The 18,012-nt window shown below is 36.1% G+C and carries 9 protein-coding genes; 6 read left to right on the top strand and 3 right to left on the bottom strand.

Going from position 1 to position 18,012, the window contains the following annotated elements:
• Positions 1-424 precede the first annotated feature (424 nt).
• Genes HHU12_RS02040 through HHU12_RS02050 form a run of 3 tightly spaced genes read left to right on the top strand, consistent with a single transcriptional unit; the run spans position 425 to position 2,076 of the window.
• Positions 425-1,306: a C10 family peptidase gene (locus tag HHU12_RS02040; RefSeq protein WP_205959749.1), complete on the top strand. Its 882-nt coding sequence runs from the start codon at positions 425-427 to the stop codon at positions 1,304-1,306.
• A 9-nt stretch (positions 1,307-1,315) separates the two neighbouring features.
• Positions 1,316-1,594 carry a C10 family peptidase gene (locus HHU12_RS35905; RefSeq protein WP_169654509.1) on the top strand — a complete coding sequence of 93 codons (279 nt, stop codon included), beginning with the start codon at positions 1,316-1,318 and terminating at the stop codon, positions 1,592-1,594.
• A gap of 2 nt (positions 1,595-1,596) precedes the next feature.
• Positions 1,597-2,076: a hypothetical protein gene (locus tag HHU12_RS02050; RefSeq protein ID WP_169654511.1), complete on the top strand. Its 480-nt coding sequence runs from the start codon at positions 1,597-1,599 to the stop codon at positions 2,074-2,076.
• 273 nt (positions 2,077-2,349) lie between these two features.
• Here the strand turns inward: HHU12_RS02050 and HHU12_RS02055 are convergent, their stop codons facing one another.
• Both HHU12_RS02055 and HHU12_RS02060 read right to left on the bottom strand, forming a co-directional pair.
• Positions 2,350-4,194, bottom strand: a complete 1,845-nt coding sequence (locus tag HHU12_RS02055) for a hypothetical protein (protein WP_169654512.1) — start codon at positions 4,192-4,194, stop codon at positions 2,350-2,352.
• A 649-nt stretch (positions 4,195-4,843) separates the two neighbouring features.
• Positions 4,844-7,342, bottom strand: a complete 2,499-nt coding sequence (locus HHU12_RS02060; RefSeq protein WP_169654514.1) for a glycoside hydrolase family 2 TIM barrel-domain containing protein — start codon at positions 7,340-7,342, stop codon at positions 4,844-4,846.
• Between the two features lie 770 nt (positions 7,343-8,112).
• On the opposite strand from HHU12_RS02060, the gene HHU12_RS02065 reads away from it, so the two are divergent.
• Positions 8,113-12,549 (top strand): PKD domain-containing protein, encoded by a 4,437-nt coding sequence (locus tag HHU12_RS02065; RefSeq protein ID WP_169654516.1) that lies wholly within the window; start codon positions 8,113-8,115, stop codon positions 12,547-12,549.
• A 78-nt stretch (positions 12,550-12,627) separates the two neighbouring features.
• Here HHU12_RS02065 and HHU12_RS02070 read toward each other — a convergent pair whose 3' ends face one another.
• Complete coding sequence (locus HHU12_RS02070; RefSeq protein WP_169654518.1) at positions 12,628-13,242, bottom strand: hypothetical protein; 615 nt, start codon at positions 13,240-13,242, stop codon at positions 12,628-12,630.
• Positions 13,243-13,789: 547 nt separating this feature from the next.
• On the opposite strand from HHU12_RS02070, the gene HHU12_RS02075 reads away from it, so the two are divergent.
• A complete protein-coding gene (locus HHU12_RS02075; RefSeq protein WP_169654520.1) occupies positions 13,790-16,177 on the top strand; it encodes a glycoside hydrolase family 3 N-terminal domain-containing protein in 2,388 nt (795 codons plus the stop codon).
• On the top strand, positions 16,178-17,965 hold the full coding sequence (locus tag HHU12_RS02080) for an arylsulfatase (protein WP_169654522.1): 1,788 nt from the start codon (positions 16,178-16,180) through the stop codon (positions 17,963-17,965).
• Positions 17,966-18,012: the final 47 nt, after the last annotated feature.

Consider the following 18,012-nt stretch of genomic DNA (forward strand, 5'->3'; position numbering starts at 1 on the left):
CTATAACTTTTGTTTTACGACCCATAATTAGGGTATAAATATAGCTTATATTTTAATTTGTCTCAGTACTTAAGTGAAATTAATCAGTTTTCAATATAATCATATTCTTTTTTTGAACATAAAGAAGAATGACAAAAGTGTAAATTAATCAAAGAAGTGATTTTGAAATTAAAGTTAAATCTTAATCTGTTTAGTTTGAAACATTATTTACTGATTACAACGTAGTTAATATATGCAAACGTCAATATTCAATGTGAAGTTTTTTTTTTTTTTTGAAATAAGTTAGCAATATTTAAATGAAGTTAAAGAGAAGCTAGCAAATCAATAACACGTCATTCACTAATCTACAAAACTTAACTAAAGAAAAAATATGTACACATAAAAATTTTTGAGAATACTGATGTTTCTTATTTCAGTTCTCACTGTGGCTTCTTGTCAAAAAGATGATAATGATACAATTTTCTCTGATGAAAATTTTGCCAAATCAACTGTCAATTTTGTTCCCGAAAATCAAATTATAAGTATTGCATCAAAGATTCGTTTTCCTTTGGAAGGAGGTTTTAATACAGCAAATCATAGCTCAAGTAGAATAAAGACTATCAACAAAGAAATAGAAAATATATTAAAAGTACCTGATCAAACTGGAGAAGTTGCTTTGTATATAATAAATTATAAAGATTCTGGTTTTATTATTATTTCAGCAGATAACCGGATCAATCCTGTCAGAGCATTTTCTTTGAAAGATAAATTTCCTGTTGATACTGAAACTCTTCCAAATGGTTTGATTGGTTGGTTGTCAGAATCGTCCTATATGATTGGGGAAATTAGAACTTTAGATAAAGATCAAACTGAAACAATATTACAAACATGGGATCAATCTGAAATTCAAGCTAGTATAATGCTAATTGATCCTGATGACGGTAATCATTGTGAAGATCAGTCAACTTATGTTGGTCCTTATTTAACAACCGAGTGGGGGCAGTGGGGTGGTTACAATGATTTTTCTCCGAATTTAGGTTGTGCATATACTCAGGGTAAAGCTCCTTCAGGTTGTGTGGCTACTGCTATGGCTCAGGTGATGAAATATCATGAGTATCCGTATAATTATAACTGGGAAGCGATGCCAAATAATATAGGTTCAACAGAAACGTCAATTTTAATGAAAGATATAGGCGATGCTGTTGGTATGACTTGGGGGTGTGATGGTTCTGGTGCAAGTATGAGCGCTGCAACTTCAGGTTATGCAAATGTTTTTAATTATAAAAGTGCTCATTTAGCATCCTTCAATCATGAAACAGTAAAATAGCAGTTAAAGTTGAAACAACCTGTAATATTATCGGGATATCAAGATCAAGACTCTTTTTTATCTTGGTGTTCATATTATGAGGGTCATGCATGGGTATGTGATGGATATAAGAGCTTTTTTAGTTGTGATACAGGTGCGAGTTACTTGTATTTACATATGAACTGGAGTTGGAACGATTCTGAAAAATATCGTTTACTAAATGGATGGTATTCTTTTAATAATTGGAATCCTGGTGATGATTCATATAATCACAAAAGGGAAATGATATATAATATTAAACCTCAATAATTATGAAGAATTTTATTTTATTATTAATTGTACTAGTAGCAGGTAGTTGTAAAACGGAAGAAGATTTATTTTGTTGTGCTGTAGATGATGTAGGTTATAGTTTTAGTTTAATTAATGAAAAAGGGGAAGATTTACTAAATAAAAATACACCTGGAACTCTTAATTCTTCTAATAATATAAGGTTGTATCGTTTAGATACCGAAAATAATGAATCATCTAATTATCCACGAATGGGATATTCCATTAACGATCATGATGGGTTAAATAAAATTTCATTGTCATTTGGTGCAACAAATGATGACTTAATTGTAAGAGGAATAATAGAATGGTCAGAAAATGATAGAGATACTATCGTTTTAGAAAACATACAAGCTTACAAAAATGTAAAAGTTTTAGTGAAAATAACCTATAATGGTAAAGTTGTATGGGATGCTAATAAAGAGAATAATAGTGGAATAAGATATTTCCAAATTGTTAAATAGATAATTCTTAATTATTTTCTGTGATCACTACACTAAAAATTGTATGAATAGTAACAATTAAAGTTTTTAAGAAAGTAATCGAAAAATAAGAATTCAGAAGAATAATGAGACAGTGCTCAACTGACACTTCCGCTCAAAAAGTTAAAATCAATCTTATTAGAAAGAACGATACTTAAAAAAATAAAAAGATAGAATCTCATCAACCATTTTATTAATCTATGACAGATGAGATTCTATCCCATATCTTAAGTTTCGAAAGAAACATTATGGTTATTAACTGCTTTTCTTCGAATAGCCAATTACTTTCAGTATCGCCGAACTGATTTTACCGTTGCTATCAGGAAAAGTGATACTCACTTTATTATCACCTGACTTGAGGTATTCAGCGGGTACTGGAATTTCCAACAGACCAAAGAATTCTTTTCTGTTGTGCTGATTATAACCTCTGATAACATCTTCTGGAAGCGTTACTTTATTACCGTTGACCGTCACCACTGGCTGAAGGCTTTTACCGTGTGCTCTACCTACTCCCAAACGTAATACCGCACTTCCTTTTGCGTCAGCTGTTACATTTTGGAAATCAAACGTATTTGCCTCGTTGGCTTTGATCGGCTTTAAATATTCACTTGCGTAATATTTTGTGCTGTATTCTTTCTTCTTTGTAGGAAGGTTTTTAGAGAAATTGTAAGTCAAAATGATCGTTTCACCATATTCAATATCAATTGTTGAAGGGGCTTCTTTAGAGGAATCCTTCACTAATTGTGGTAATTTATTGACGTAGGTTTTGATTCTTTTTGTCTCAACTTTTTTAAGACCTTTCAACTCCTCAACTGCTAGATTCAGTGTTTGCGTTTCCTCATTTAAGTTATTCAAAATCACATACAGTTGCTTTCCATCTACAAAGGCTTGTGTTTGAATATCCACATTATCAGAACCGATATGCACGCGGTTACCTTTTACATCTTTCAGTACTTCAAAGAAATATTTTCTGGAAGTCAATTCCGCCTTACCGTCTTTATCTACTGTCCAAAGACCTGCTTTTGCATATTTTTTAGTAGAAGGTTGTTTTCCTGTTGAAAATGGAATAGCACACACTAAATTATCACCTCTTTCCATAAAGCCCATCGCTAAGTGCATCTGAGACCTTACTGCTTGTGAGTTTTCGATAGGGTGATAATTTGATTTTCCGTTTTTAGGAGTCCAACCCGGCTGATCATCTACCAAACGACCGTACTCAGTAATGGCAATTGGTTTCACTTCACCAAGACTGATATAACTATAAACCTCTATCATATCCAAAATTGCTTCAGCATTTGAACCTGATCTTCGGCCTCCAGCATTGTTCAGACCTTTTCCATCATAAAGGTGCACCGAAAGCATGTCCATATCTTTACCGGCAATATCAATAAAAGTACGGTAGCGTGTGTCCCAAATTTCAAAATTGTTCACTTCAAAAGCTGGCCAAGCCGAAGCGTATCCTGCCACCTTCATATTTTCCAATTCTGGAATGGCATGTACCGCTTGCCCTATATCTCTCAGCGCTTCAGAAATCTTGATAATCGCTTTATTGGACTTGGCTTTATTTCCCTTTCCAGGATACAAATCCTTTGCGTGTACAAAAGGCTCATTAAACGGTTCATAGATGGCAGGCATTTCTGGCCAATCTTTCTGATAACGCTCCGCAATATAAGCCGCCATTTCTTTAGAGTAGGCTGCCACATCTGCTTCAGAGTAATCTACACTTCTGTCATAAAAGAAATTAGTAGCACGGCCCGTACTTACTGAAAATGGCGTCACATCTCTAACTCCTTTGTATTTATTTTTCACCTTCGGTTTCTTCCCTTGCTTTACAGTAGCCAATGGGTTCCAGAATCTTCTTGATCCTTTATAAGCAGGGTTGATATTATAGGTGCTTTTAAAAGCTTCAAACTCTTTATCTTCTTTTTCCCCAATCCAAATATGGGCCTGCATATATTTATCGCGGTCCAGTTTGCTAGTGTTTTCTCCTAGATAACGTTGGATGGTGGGTTTCACTGTAATGGTATTTTGAGCGAAACCTTGCGTTGAGAGCAGACTCATACCTACTATAGTAGTACCAATCCACTTTGATAATTTCATATTCATTTCGATGTATAAAAGTAACAGTTAAAAAAATGTTTTAGAGAAGAAGTAGGAATGAAGAAAAGGTGGTTCAGCATTTTGTAAACTAAATTATCGTCAACTTTCTATCGACATTTCTGCAAGCTTTTTATACTCTACTTTCAAGCTTCTTTCTTCTTCATTTTTGTCTTGAAACAAAAACGAAGCAAAAAATTCAAGGCTTAGAAGTCAAAAGCTAAATTCCATTCCTCTCGCCTAAATGATTTTAAACTCGCTAAAGCTCAAACAGGAAAATCATTTTTAACGGCTCAATACATGAAATTCTTAACGCTTTTCCCTTCAAGGCCGGGGAAGCACTACCAAACTAAAAATGGTAGAAAGCCCACTGGCGCGAATGTTAAGCGTTAGCATCATTCGTGTCCTACAGATCATCAGAAATCTCCTGATTTCTAAGTACAATAAATAACGATAATTTAGTTTACAATGTATTCAGATTGTGGTTCATTAAGTTGTTGTAAAAATCCTCTTTCAATCAATGACATCATTAGATTGAAAAGAAATCGCTACGTAGAGCCACAATGCCTTGTGTCTCAAGAACCACCATAATCACCACTTTATGAACCACAATACGATCCACATCTTCATTCTTCATCAAATTTTCTCCATTCTATAAAAAGCTCTCTGGCTCTTTTGTCTTTTTAGTCTCTACTTGGATAGAAGCCGCCTTTAATTTCTTTCCTTTTGCAGAGATAGTAATCATTCCTTCCTGACCTTCATTTGCTCTCGCAATAATTAAAGCCAAACCATTGAAGAATTTTAACTTCTTGCTGTTAGCGGTAATCAATGAAGCAGCATCACCGTTTCCTGAAGCTTCAAAAGTACCTGTTCCTTTTACATCCAATTGTAATTCACCATTGAAAGTAGCACAGAAGTTACCATTTTGATCTACAGCTTTCGCAGTTACGAACACTAAATCTTCACCATCATTACAAGAAATCACTTTACGGTCTGCTGATAACTCTATTGCTTTTGCTCTTCCTGAAGTAGCAATGATTTCTTCGCTTACCACTTTACCATCTGTATAAGCCACTGCTTTTAACTCTCCTGCTGCGTAAGGAACATCCCAACGTAATCTATAAGGTGACTCAAAGTTGTTAGGTCCTTCATAAAATCTGAATTTTACAGGGATCATCGCTTTGTCTACTCCTTTTACTTTCTTACCTAATGATTTTCCATTTAAGAATAACTCCACTTCTTCAGCATTTGTATATGCGAAAACAGGGATTTCTTTTCCTTCAAAACCTTTCCAATTCCAATGCGGAAGCAAGTGAACCATTGGAGTGTCTGTCCATTGACTTTGGTAAAGATAATAACGGTCTTTAGGGAAACCACATAAATCTACCGCTCCAAAGTAAGAAGATTTTGAAGGCCAATCATCGTTCCAGTAACCGTTTGTAGAATTGTCTCTACCACCGTAAGGTGTTGGCTCACCGAAGTAATCGAAACCAGTCCACATAAACTCACCCATAATAGAAGGGTTTTCAGCTTGGAATTTGAATTCCATATCTGGAGGGTATGCCCATACTGGCCCAACAATATCATAACTTGTTACCTGATTGTCTGAAAACTTAGTGTATTTCTCTAAGAAAGTATCATGGTAAACACCTCTTGAACTTGTCACTGACTCTGTTTCAGAACCGTAGATGATCCAATCTGGATGTGCTTCAACTACTTCCTTATATTTTGCAGGCTTATAGTTGAAACCAACAATATCAATTTGATCTGCCAATTTATTTTTGATCGATCCGTAATAGTTATTGAAACCGGCAGTACTTGGTCTTGAAGGATCTTCCTCGTGACAGATTTCCGCTAAACGTTGTGCTACTTTCCATCCGTCTTTTTGACCTTGCTCCAAGATCTCATTACCAATACTCCACATAATGATAGAAGGGTGATTTCTATCTCTGCGGATCATATCTCTTAAGTCACGCTCATGCCACTCATCAAAAACTTTATGGTAACCGTTTTCAATTTTAGCGATTTTCCACTCATCAAAGGCTTCATCCAATACTACTAACCCCATCTCATCACACAATTCCAACAACTCTGTACTTGGAGGGTTATGTGAAGTACGGATGGCATTCACACCCATCGATTTCATGATTTGCAACTGACGCTCAGTCGCTCTTCTGTTTACTGCCGCACCAAGAGGGCCTAAGTCATGGTGTAAACAAACACCGTAGAACTTCGTCAATTTTCCATTTAAGAAAAAGCCTTCTTTGGCTGTGAATTTTATATCTCTGATACCAAAACGAGAAACATATGTATCTGTCACCTCTCCTTTCTGGTTTTTGATTTCTGTTTTCAAGTGATACAGGTTTGGATTTTCCTGCGACCACAATTGAGGCTTCAGTAAATTGAATGATTTGAAAGCATGAATAGTTTTACCAGCTTCCGCTACCGTTTTTGTCTCTAACGTTTCGATCACTTTTCCTTCAGGAGAAATAACACTTTGTACTAAAGAGACAACCTCATCTACTTTTAAGTGATTTTCAACTTCAACTTCCATTTCCACAGTAGCTACTCTCGAAGAAACGTTGGTCGCTTTAACAAAAGTACCCCAATGTGCAATGTGAATCGGATTGTTGACATTCAGCCAAACTTTTCTGTACATTCCGGCTCCAGGATACCATCTTGATGAAAGATCCTCAGGTGCTACTTTTACTGCAATTACATTCTCTCCATCTTTATTTAAGTAAGGAGTTAGGTCATATTCAAAACCGATATAACCAAAAGGTCTTTTGCCTAAATAGTGCTCATTGATCCAAACTTCAGAGTTGTTCATCACACCTTCAAACTCAATCGCTACTTGTTTGTCTTTTTGCGTGTTGGTCAATGTGAAATGCTTTCTATACCAGCCTTCGCCATGAAACGGAAGACCGCCACTTCGTGCATTGTACTCATCAGAAAAAGGACCATCAATAGCCCAATCGTGAGGGATTCTGACAGTGGCCCACTTATCATCATTAAGCGTTTTCTGCTCACCGTTTGCTACAGTTCCTTTATAAAACTTCCAATCTTTATTGAAATCAATCTGCCCTTTGGACTGTGCCCAAACTGACATTGGCATCAAAAGTAATAGCCACAAAAAATTACTAAATCTCATTTCTTTACCTCAAGTATGTTTGATCTTATTATTTAAGTACTAAGTACCAAGCCAAAAATAAATAACACTAATTCATATTTTTTTTCTGATTACTGCCTTCAAAAAACTTTAAATAGAACCACTATTCATACGTTTTTTAGCGTTGTACTCACAAAAAATAATGAAGAATTAATTATTATTTATTTTTGCCTTAGTACTTAGGACAGAAGAAAACGGATAATTTTAGATTAATATTTTTTATTCTAATCGAGGCAGATTTGCAGTGCATAGCCTTAGTTACGCGATAAAAATCTAACGAAAAGTAGGATAAAAATATAAGATAAAATGTCAGTTTACTTTTGTCCTGGTTCTTATTTTCATTTCCTCATTTGAAGATAGGCAAGTATAACACGTATTTTTTTCACACTATTCCACAAAAAAAACCAAAAAAGATCTCCCCCCCTTCAATTAATTAATTTACACACCTTTCAAAAGCAAATAATCGTAAAAACGACGTTTTTCGACTGAAATCAACTTTCAAAATGAGCTCTTTTAGTTAACGACTGCAAATATCCCCCACTATTTATGAGAAATTTATTTGCAATCCTTCCAAAAGGAACCTCTAATATTGATCCTGTACTAGAAAAAACATTTTTGGAATGAAAATGATAAACGAACTCAAAACATATTTTTTACAACTACTTAAAGATAAAGTCTACGTCTGAAGTAAATCCAAAAATAAAAAGTACAACGAACTGATATTATTACATTAAACTATTTTTTTAAGAGAAATGAAAAGAAGTTACTCTACACTACTAATAGTGGCTATGATCAGCTTAGTCACTTTTGTAAACACGTCTCTATTCGCACAAACACCTACCTATTCAGGAGGTACAGGTACACAGGAAGATCCTTTTTTAATTGGTACAGCACAAGACCTTTATGACTTGAGTTTGGATGCTACCTTTGATGCAGGACATTGGGCAGCAAATGTTTATTTCAAACTAACTGCCGACATTGATATGGCAGGTATTGATGGCATGAACTGTATCGGTTATGAGTACAATGGAGGTGAAAAGAAAAATCAATTCCAAGGAAAAATTGATGGTGATTATCACGTCATCCGTAACCTTTATATTAGTGGGGTTCGTGAAAATGTAAAACATATTGGTCTTGGACTTTTTGGAAGTACACATAATGCAAAAATTACTAACTTAGGTCTGGTCAATCCTTATATCAATGCCCTTGCTGAAAGAGTGGGTCCATTTGTCGGTAATGGTTCTCAAACAACTCTTGAAAACTGTTTCGTTATTGGCGGTTCAATTGAAGGTGAATCAAAAGTAGGCAGTATCATGGGTAAACCTAACTGGGGAACTATAGTTAAGAACTGTTTCTCATCTGTTGAAATTAGAGCGAGATATAAGAAAAATGGAGCTATTTTTGGCGACATCGACAACATCACAGAAACTTGTCTTTTTGAAAACCTTGTTTTTTATGGAAGCTATGGTATCAGTGAAAATTACAACAAACAAACAGAAGGAGAGTCAGACTTTGGTGGTAATGATGGCACGAATGGTCAGAAGTTTATTGTCAGTACTGATTATGTGAAAAATATATTTACAATTCTCGAAAAAGATCCAAAGTATAGTACTGCTGCTAAAAAAACACCTCTTGAATTAACTGAACAAGCTACATATACTGGATTTGATTTTACTGATGGTTCAGGAAAATGGGTAATGAAAGAAAATTCTTTTGCAGTATTACAAGGTTTCTCAAGCAGTGCTTTTGATGGATTGACAACATTTGCAAAACTACCTCTTCAAGTTATCGCCTCTGACAACACTACACCAATTGAAGGTGCAACAGTAACCATTGATGGTACACCTTACACAACTAACGCGGAAGGTAAAATTGACAACTTATTCTTCCCAGGTGTATATGACTATGAAGTCACTAAAACAAACTACCAAACAAACAGTGGTACTGTCAATACAGAAGGTGAGGAAATGGCCTATGTTGTCTTCTTAAGAGATGATGAAATGTCTTATAATGTTGCATTGAAATTCTTAAAAGAAGGTGGTGCTGCAATTGAAGGTGTATCAGTGACTGTAACTGATGGTGATTTATTCAATGTCACTTTAACTTCAGGTGCTGACGGCATTGTGACATTAGGAAAAATATTAGCAAAACAATATAGCTATACGACTTCAAAAGACTTATTCATTGATAAAACAAGTAACATTACAGTTACTAAAGATGAAACTTTTGAAATCACATTAGACAAAGATAATAAGGCCCCTGTAGCAGATACTGGTGCTGATAGAGTAGTTGCTTCTGGTGATTTAGTTACATTAGATGGTTCTTTTTCAACTGACCCGAACGGAGATGCTCTTACCTATACATGGGAATCAGTAGATCCTGCAATTACGCTTGAAGCAACTGAAGCCGACGTTGATCAAATTAGAACTTTTACAGCTCCTGCTGTTGACGGTCCAACAGACTACACTTTCAAACTAAAAGTAAGTGATGGAGAATTAGAAACAGAAGGAACAGTAGTTATTACAGTAAAAGGAGCAATTTTTTATGGTCCTGAATTAATAAAAAATGGTTCTTTTGAAAATGCTCTAACTGAAGGGTGGACTGGACTTCAAGATGTTTACGCTACTTCTGATGATGTTCCTGAAACATCAGAGGGATCAAAAAGTATTAAAATATTCACTAAAGCGACACAAATTGGCGGTTACCATGATGCTCCAACTGAAATTAAGAACAACTTACAAAAACCATTAATCATTGGACGTAAGTATGTGCTTAAAGGTAAAGTTAAGGCCGTTGCAATGAGTATGAACGTGATCAATCTTCGTATTATGCCTCAAGATCAATGGTATGACGGAGCCAAACTTGGTTTAACAAGACCTACAGTAACTTGGGGTAAAGAATTGACATTGAATGAGTGGATTGAGTTTGAAAAAATTATAGAAATCACTCCAGAATTTACATCAGACCCTAATGATGGTATTGGTGATGAAGTACTTTCAAAGTTAAATATCTTCCCTTCACCAAGAAACGGAATAGGCCTTGATGAAACATCTCTACCTGAAGACGAAATTTATTTAGATGATATGAGTATTGTGGAGTATGATGCTGATATTATGTTGAGTGCTGGTGAAAATATAGAGGTGAGAACAGGTGCAACTGCTAATTTAATGGGCTCTTTCTCAACTAGTGATGTATTGGCATTAATGTGGACTTCGAAAGAAGGTTTAACCATTACTAACCCTGATGCTAAAGAGGCTTCTTTTGTAGTTCCAGCAGTAACGGAAGACACACAATATACATTTACTTTAAGTGCTACAAAGGCAATCAGAACTGAAACAAGCGAAGTGGTAATCACTGCACTTCCTAATGCAGTAGCAAGTGCTGGTGATGATCAGACAATCGAAGCGAATCAAGAAGTAACTTTAGATGCATCAGCTTCATTGCCTGCAAATGTTACATTAGAATGGAGCAACACGCATGATATTACACTTGATGACGCGACAAGTGCTCAACCAAAATTCACTGCTCCTTTAGTGGATGAAAAAACAGATTTCACTTTCACTGTAAAAGCGAGTTATAAAGGAATGGACGTAATGGATGAGGTAGTGATTACTGTATTGCCAATCACTAAAGCTATGGCTGGTGAGGATCAAACTGCAGAATCTGGTGAAGTAGTAACTTTAGATGGTTCTGCTTCTACTCCAAGTAGCGTTACTTATGCTTGGACTGCACCTGAGGGCATCACACTTTCTGATGCAACTGCTTCGATGCCTACATTTACAGCTCCTACTGTAACTATGAAAACAGAGTATGAATTTACATTGAAAGTTAGTTATGAAGGAAAAGAAGATACTAATGTTGTAAAAGTAACGGTTTACCCAGTGATAATAGCAGATGCAGGAGAGAATCAAAGTGTGATCGAAAACGCTTCAGTTAATTTAGATGGTTCAAAGTCAACGGCTGAAAATGTTACTTACGCTTGGACTGCTAGTGATGATAATATTGTAATTACAAATGCTGATCAAGTAGCCGCTTCATTCACTGCACCTGCTGTAGATGTAGCCACTGATTTCACTTTCACTCTAAAGGTTACTTACGATGAAAACTACAGTGCAACTTCTGATGTAATCATTACGGTTTACCCTGAAATTATGGCCAATGCTGGCGATGATCAATCAGCTATGTCTACTTCAACCGTGACTTTAGACGGTTCTATGTCATCTTCAGATGTTACATACGCTTGGTCAACTACTAATGATAATATTACAATCACTGATGCGGATAAAGCTACTGCAACATTTGTTGCTCCTGAAGTAACGCTTGCTACAGAAATCACTTTCACATTAACAGTTTCTGGTCAAAACAATCAAGTTAAAACAGATGATGTAGTGGTAACTGTTTATCCTCAGATTATTGCCAATGCAGGTGATGATCAAACAGTAATGGAAGGCACTTCAGTGAACTTAGATGGTTCTAATTCTTCTGCTAATGTGACGTACGCTTGGACTTCAAACAATGAAGCGGTGATCATCACAGATGCTGACAAAGCTACAGCTTCATTCACTGCTCCAGAAGTAACAGTTACAACTGATATCACATTTACTTTAACAATTACTGATACTCATAATCAAACAGCCACAGATCAGGTAATGATCACTGTTTACCCTGAAATTTCTGCTAATGCAGGTGATGATCAAACAGTAAATGAAGGTGATGCAGTGACATTAAATGGTTCTAATTCATCTGATAATGTGACTTACGCTTGGACTTCAAGTGATGCTTCAATTGTGATTACTAACGCTGACAAAGCTACGGCTTCATTCACTGCTCCTAGTGTAGAAGAAGCTACTGCAATTACATTTACATTGACTGTTTCTGATGAATTTGGTCAAGAAGTAACAGATGAAGTAGTGATCACAGTAAACCCTGTAGAAGAACCAACTTCAGTAGATCCATCATCGGCAATCACATTAAATGTATATCCTAACCCTACTACATCAAACATTAATGTAGAGGTTACTCAAAATGCTACTGCTCAGGTGATGAACTCAAACGGTCAGGTACTTCAGACAGTAACATTATTAAAAGGAAATAATACAATCGATCTTTCAACTTACAACTTCGGTATCTATTTTATCAGTGTACAATCTGAAGATGCTGTGGAAGTAGTGAAAGTGATGAAGAAATAAAACTTAGGCAACATTTTTTAATAATTAATAATAATTCAACTAATGGAAAGCTCCTCAATGTATTGGGGAGCTTTTTTCTTACTCTAAAAATTCTTCTGGGATTTCTATTGGTATTTCTATATCAATGTCTTCTTCTAAATCATCCACCTCAATCGCTCGAAGGGCTTTTACCATTTCTTGTTCTTTTCTAAGTGCAATTTCTTTTTCATCTGGATAAAAAGCTTTATCCTTTTTAATGGCATTAAATAGTTGAGAAAGATTATTTGTCTTATTACTTTCTACTAAAACACTGGTAGTACTATAATTTCGGGAATACTCCTGTAACACACCAAGGTCTTCATTGACATAAATTGTTGATAAAGTATCCTTACAATCAAAACAGCATGAATAATATTTTTCTCTAATCCAATTAAACTTTTTTACAACAATCTTCTCGCCATCAATCTGATAAACCCTTTCACTATCAAATGTATAATCAATTGTATCAATAGGGTCTGAGTATTCTATCAAAACTTTATTAAATGTATTTTTAGACTGATCTAATGTATGTTGTATATAACGATTCGGGAAAAATTCATAGTTAAAAGTTACTACCGATGCTTCAGCACCATTGTAGGTAATGGTTAGAAGTTCTTCACGCGTTGTATCAAATTTTGAAAAATAAGATTCTTCTAAAATTGCATAATTTTTCATCCTCACGACCCCGTTATTTTGCTTTCGATTAGGAATACTATGCCTGTCAAAATCACAGCTAAAAAATACAAGGCTTAACAAAAAAACTACAGATTGATATGTTCGCATAGATTGATAGAATAAGTGTTTAAAAAGAATAGTTGCTATGGAATACAAGTTAGTTGAATTTCTTTCATTAAGAGAAAAAGCATTCTTAAACGATACTAAAACATCTAAACGAATGTTCAAAAAAATGGTTCTTGTTGTGGTTTGGTGGACGTTGCAATGCAACATCCCTACAGTAGATCATAAAAAATATTGTACCCAAAATTGAAAGCAGACTGTTAGGATGTCATATCACAAAATCCACCAAACTACCAGAAAAAACCATTTTACGAACCATTTTTCTTCATCCTTCATTCTTCACTCTTCATTTTTTAAAATGTCCTCGTGCTAAATCAATACACACTGCCTAATGGTGCAAATCCACACATTCTCCCTTTTATAAATTTCCCCCCTCTTTTTCTGCTCAATTTATTTCTAAGTAAACCACCGCTTTCAAATAATTTTGGAGAAAAGAAAAGGAATGATGAAAAGATATTACTTATTAATAACTGCACTTTTGCTTATGCAAAGTGTAATGGGACAAACTTCATTTTCAACTAAAGCTATAGACCAACAAGTAGAAAGTTTGATGGCTACGATGACTTTGGATGAAAAAATCGCTCAAATAGAAGGAACTCGTCTGCGTGATATAATGGTAGACGGTAAGGTATCACTTGAAAAATGTAGAGAACATATACCGCATGGGATTGGGCATTTTTGTCAGTTTTCATCGGGACAGGAATTACCGCCAGAGGAATTAAGGGATTTGGTGAGAGAGGTGCAAAATTATCTGATGACGGAAACGCGTTTGAAAATTCCTGCCATTTTTCATGAGGAAGCTATCACTGGTTTCGCGACCTACCAAGCCACTACTTTCCCTCAGCAAATTGGAATGGGATGTTCTTGGAATCCGGATTTGGTACAACAGAACACCTCGGCTATTTCTAAAAGCATGAGAGAAGTGGGGGCTTCTTTTGCATTGTCTCCTATGATTGATATTAGTAGAACAGCCCACTGGAACAGACATCAGGAAAGCTACGGTGAAGACAGTTATTTGACTTCAAGAATGGGTGTTGCATTTGTGCAAGGTCTGCAAGGTGATGATTTGAAAACAGGTGTAGCAGCTACTGTAAAACACTTTGCGGGGTATGGAACAAAAAACAACTCTGTGAAGGAGTTGTATGAAGAATATTTGATGCCTCATGAAGCGTGTATTAAAGTGGGAAATGCAAAAAGTGTGATGCCTTCTTATGGTACGTACAAGGCCCTTCCTATCAGTATGAGCCCTACCATGCTGGATCAGATTTTACGTAAAGAAATTGGTTTTGATGGATTGGTGGTGAGTGATTATGGCGCCATTAATATGATCTATAAAAAATACAAAAGAGCTCCAGACCAAATGACTGCCGGTGCAATGGCCTTGAATGCTGGTGTGGATATAGAACTTTCGTCACCTATGACTTTCCCTTATTTGAAGGATGCATTGAAAAAAGGATTAGTGACGGAAAGCGATATTGATCAAGCAGTCAGAAGATCATTGACGATGAAAGCTCGATTAGGTTTGTTGGTGGACAACCCTGCTATTGGTAAAGACGGGGACTTAGATTTTGATCCTGCTTCCAACAGACAATTAGCGTATCAGTCGGCTGTAGAATCTATCGTTTTATTAAAAAATGATGGCGTTTTACCACTAAAAAAATCTACTCGTAAAATTGCTTTAGTAGGTCCTAACGCCTCTACAGTACATTGCCTTTTGGGTGACTATACTTATCAAGCGATGCGTGCTTTCTGGAAAAGTGCCAAGTTTGATGAATTGAATCCGAAGTTAGTCACTTTGAAAGAAGGACTGGAAAGCAAAGTGGGTAGAAAGGTAAAAATTCAGCATGAAAGAGGTTGTGACTGGAGTGCAGCTTTGGAAGCGACCATTGATAAAGATGGTTTTGGGGATGACCGATTGAGCAAGCTGAAAATGATTTCTGTGCAAGACCTTCCTCAACCTGATTTAAAAAGAGCAATGAAAATTGCGAAGGAAAGCGATGTGATTATCGCTGCTATGGGGGAGAACATTTACTTGAATGGTGAAGGAAGATGGAGAAAAGGCATCGGTCTACCGGGACAGCAAGAGGAATTTGTAAAGCAATTGATTGCTACGGGAAAACCTGTAGTACTAGTACTTTTTGGAGGAAGACAACAAGTGATTGCTGATATTGAAAAAGATTGTACTGCTATTGTAAATGCTTGGTTCCCCGGTGAAGAAGGCGGTAATGCTGTGGCAGATATTTTATTAGGTAATGCCAATCCTTCAGGAAAGCTTTGTGTGACTTATCCTAGAACGCAGGAGAAAAAGGAGATTGATTATAAAATGGGATATGACGCAGATGATCAGCCTCAATACCCTTTCGGTTATGGTTTAAGCTATACTTCTTATCAATACAACAATATTCAATTATCAAAAGAGGCTCAATTGACAGATAAAGCGATTGAAGTTTCTTGTTCGATCACAAATACAGGTAAAACGGATGGAGCTGAGGTCGTTCAACTTTATATCTCTCCTTTGGATAAAAACACAACAATGAAGCCGATTCAATTGAAAGGTTTCCAAAAAGTAAAGCTAAAAAAAGGAGAAACGAAAGAAATTACATTCAAAGTGTCACCACAGGTATTGGCACAGTATAAAAATAATAAATGGATAGTAGAAGGTGGAAATTATGCATTCAAAATTGGTGCTTCTTCTACGGATATTCGCTTGAGTGCTTCGGTAAATATCAAAGGTGAACCTTTAGAACTCAGAGAAGGCCGTAAGGAATTTTTCTCATCCACCACTATTCAGAATCAAAAGCTTAATAAGTAGATGATACCTATAATTCATTCATTAATTGTAACGATAGGGGGAATAATATTTATTCCTCTTATCGCTTTTTCACAATCGGAAAAGACACCGAATGTTATTTTAATACTTACCGATGACCAAGGCATTGGAGATTTAGGCTGTCATGGTAATCCTTGGCTAAAAACACCCAATATTGATAAATTTTATGCTTCTTCAGTACGCTTTACAGACTTCCATGTAAGTCCACTCTGCACCCCCACCCGTGCAGCAATTATGACTGGACAATACCCCATTCACAACGGAGCATGGGCTACTTATAAAGGAAGAGACGCATTATCAAAAAATACAACAACTATAGCCGAAGTATTTCAATCGGCAGGTTATAAAACCGCTCTTTTTGGTAAATGGCACTTGGGTGACAATTATCCTGTTAGGCCTACTGATAAAGGGTTTGACTATGTGGTACAACATCATGCTGGCGGTATTGGAGAGCTTTCTGATCACTGGGGAAATACTTACTTTGACGACGTTTATTATGTCAACAATGAACCCCAGCAGTTTGAAGGGTACTGTACAGATGTGTGGTTTGATGAAACGATGAAGTTTATAGAGCAAAATCAAGATGAACCTTTCTTTATCTACTTACCGTTAAATGCTCCTCATGATCCATTAATCGTGGCGGAAGAATATGCAAAACCTTATAAGCAATACGAGGAGAACAACGAAATCATTGATGCTAACCTGTATGGTATGATTGCGAATATTGATGAGAACTTCGGTCGTTTTCAGAAATTCCTCAAAAAGAAAAAACTAGAGGAAAATACGATCATTATCTATATGAGTGATAATGGAACTCGTTTTGGATATAGTCCTGACGGGAAGAAGGGCTACAATTACAATCTAAGAGGCATTAAAGGGGCAAAACTTGAAGGAGGGCATCGAGTTCCTTTCTTTATGCGTTGGGCAGGTGCTGGTATCAAAGGAGGGAAAGATATTCCAACTTTAGCAGCACATGTAGATTTATTTCCAACTTTAGCACAATTATGTGAGATTCCGTTGGCCGATAGTTTGATGTTAGATGGTGTCGATCTTTCTCCAGTATTAAAGGAAAAGCAAGAAGTGGAGCGTTCTGTTTTTGTGCATCACAGACAAGACTGGCGACCTCCAACCGCTGTAGAGGGTACTTGTGTGTTGCAGAAGGATTGGCGATTAATTAATGGTAAGCAACTTTACGACATTAAGAAAGACCCTCTTCAAAAAACAAACCTTGCGAATCAACACCCAACCATCATCGCTCAGCTTCTGGCAGATAATGAGGTGTTTTATCAGAAAATAAAAAAGGAAAAAACGTTTTCGGAAATGCCTTCAACCATCATTGGGAGTGATATTCAAAATGAAGTCACATTGACAATTCAACATGCTATTGGTGAAGACAAAGGAATATGGAAATGTGAACAGGTAGCTTCAGGTTTGAAGAACAAAAACAACACGCATGCTTTGGAAGTGATAAAGGAAGGAATGTATAAGATCAGCTGTAGAAGATGGCCGAAAGAATGGGCTGGACCTATGCATGGGAAACCGGCTTTGCATCCTAAGCATACATTCGAATATAAAGCGATAAAACCGGAGTTAGCACGCATCAAAATCGGTAATCAGATCCATGAAAAGGTGGTAAAACCCGAAATGGAAGAAGTAGATTTTACGGTCTATCTGGAAAAAGGAAAGACGCTTCTGGTCAATGATTTTGTGGAGAAAGGTGACAAATATGGCGTGTATTATACATACATCTCATATCTCCCCCCTAAATAGAGACAAAACTCCTTATTGTAAAGTTATTCATTTCTAACTTTTGGAAA

The sequence above is a fragment of the Flammeovirga aprica JL-4 genome, assembly GCF_012844305.1.
GTDB classification, from domain to species: Bacteria; Bacteroidota; Bacteroidia; order Cytophagales; family Flammeovirgaceae; genus Flammeovirga; species Flammeovirga aprica.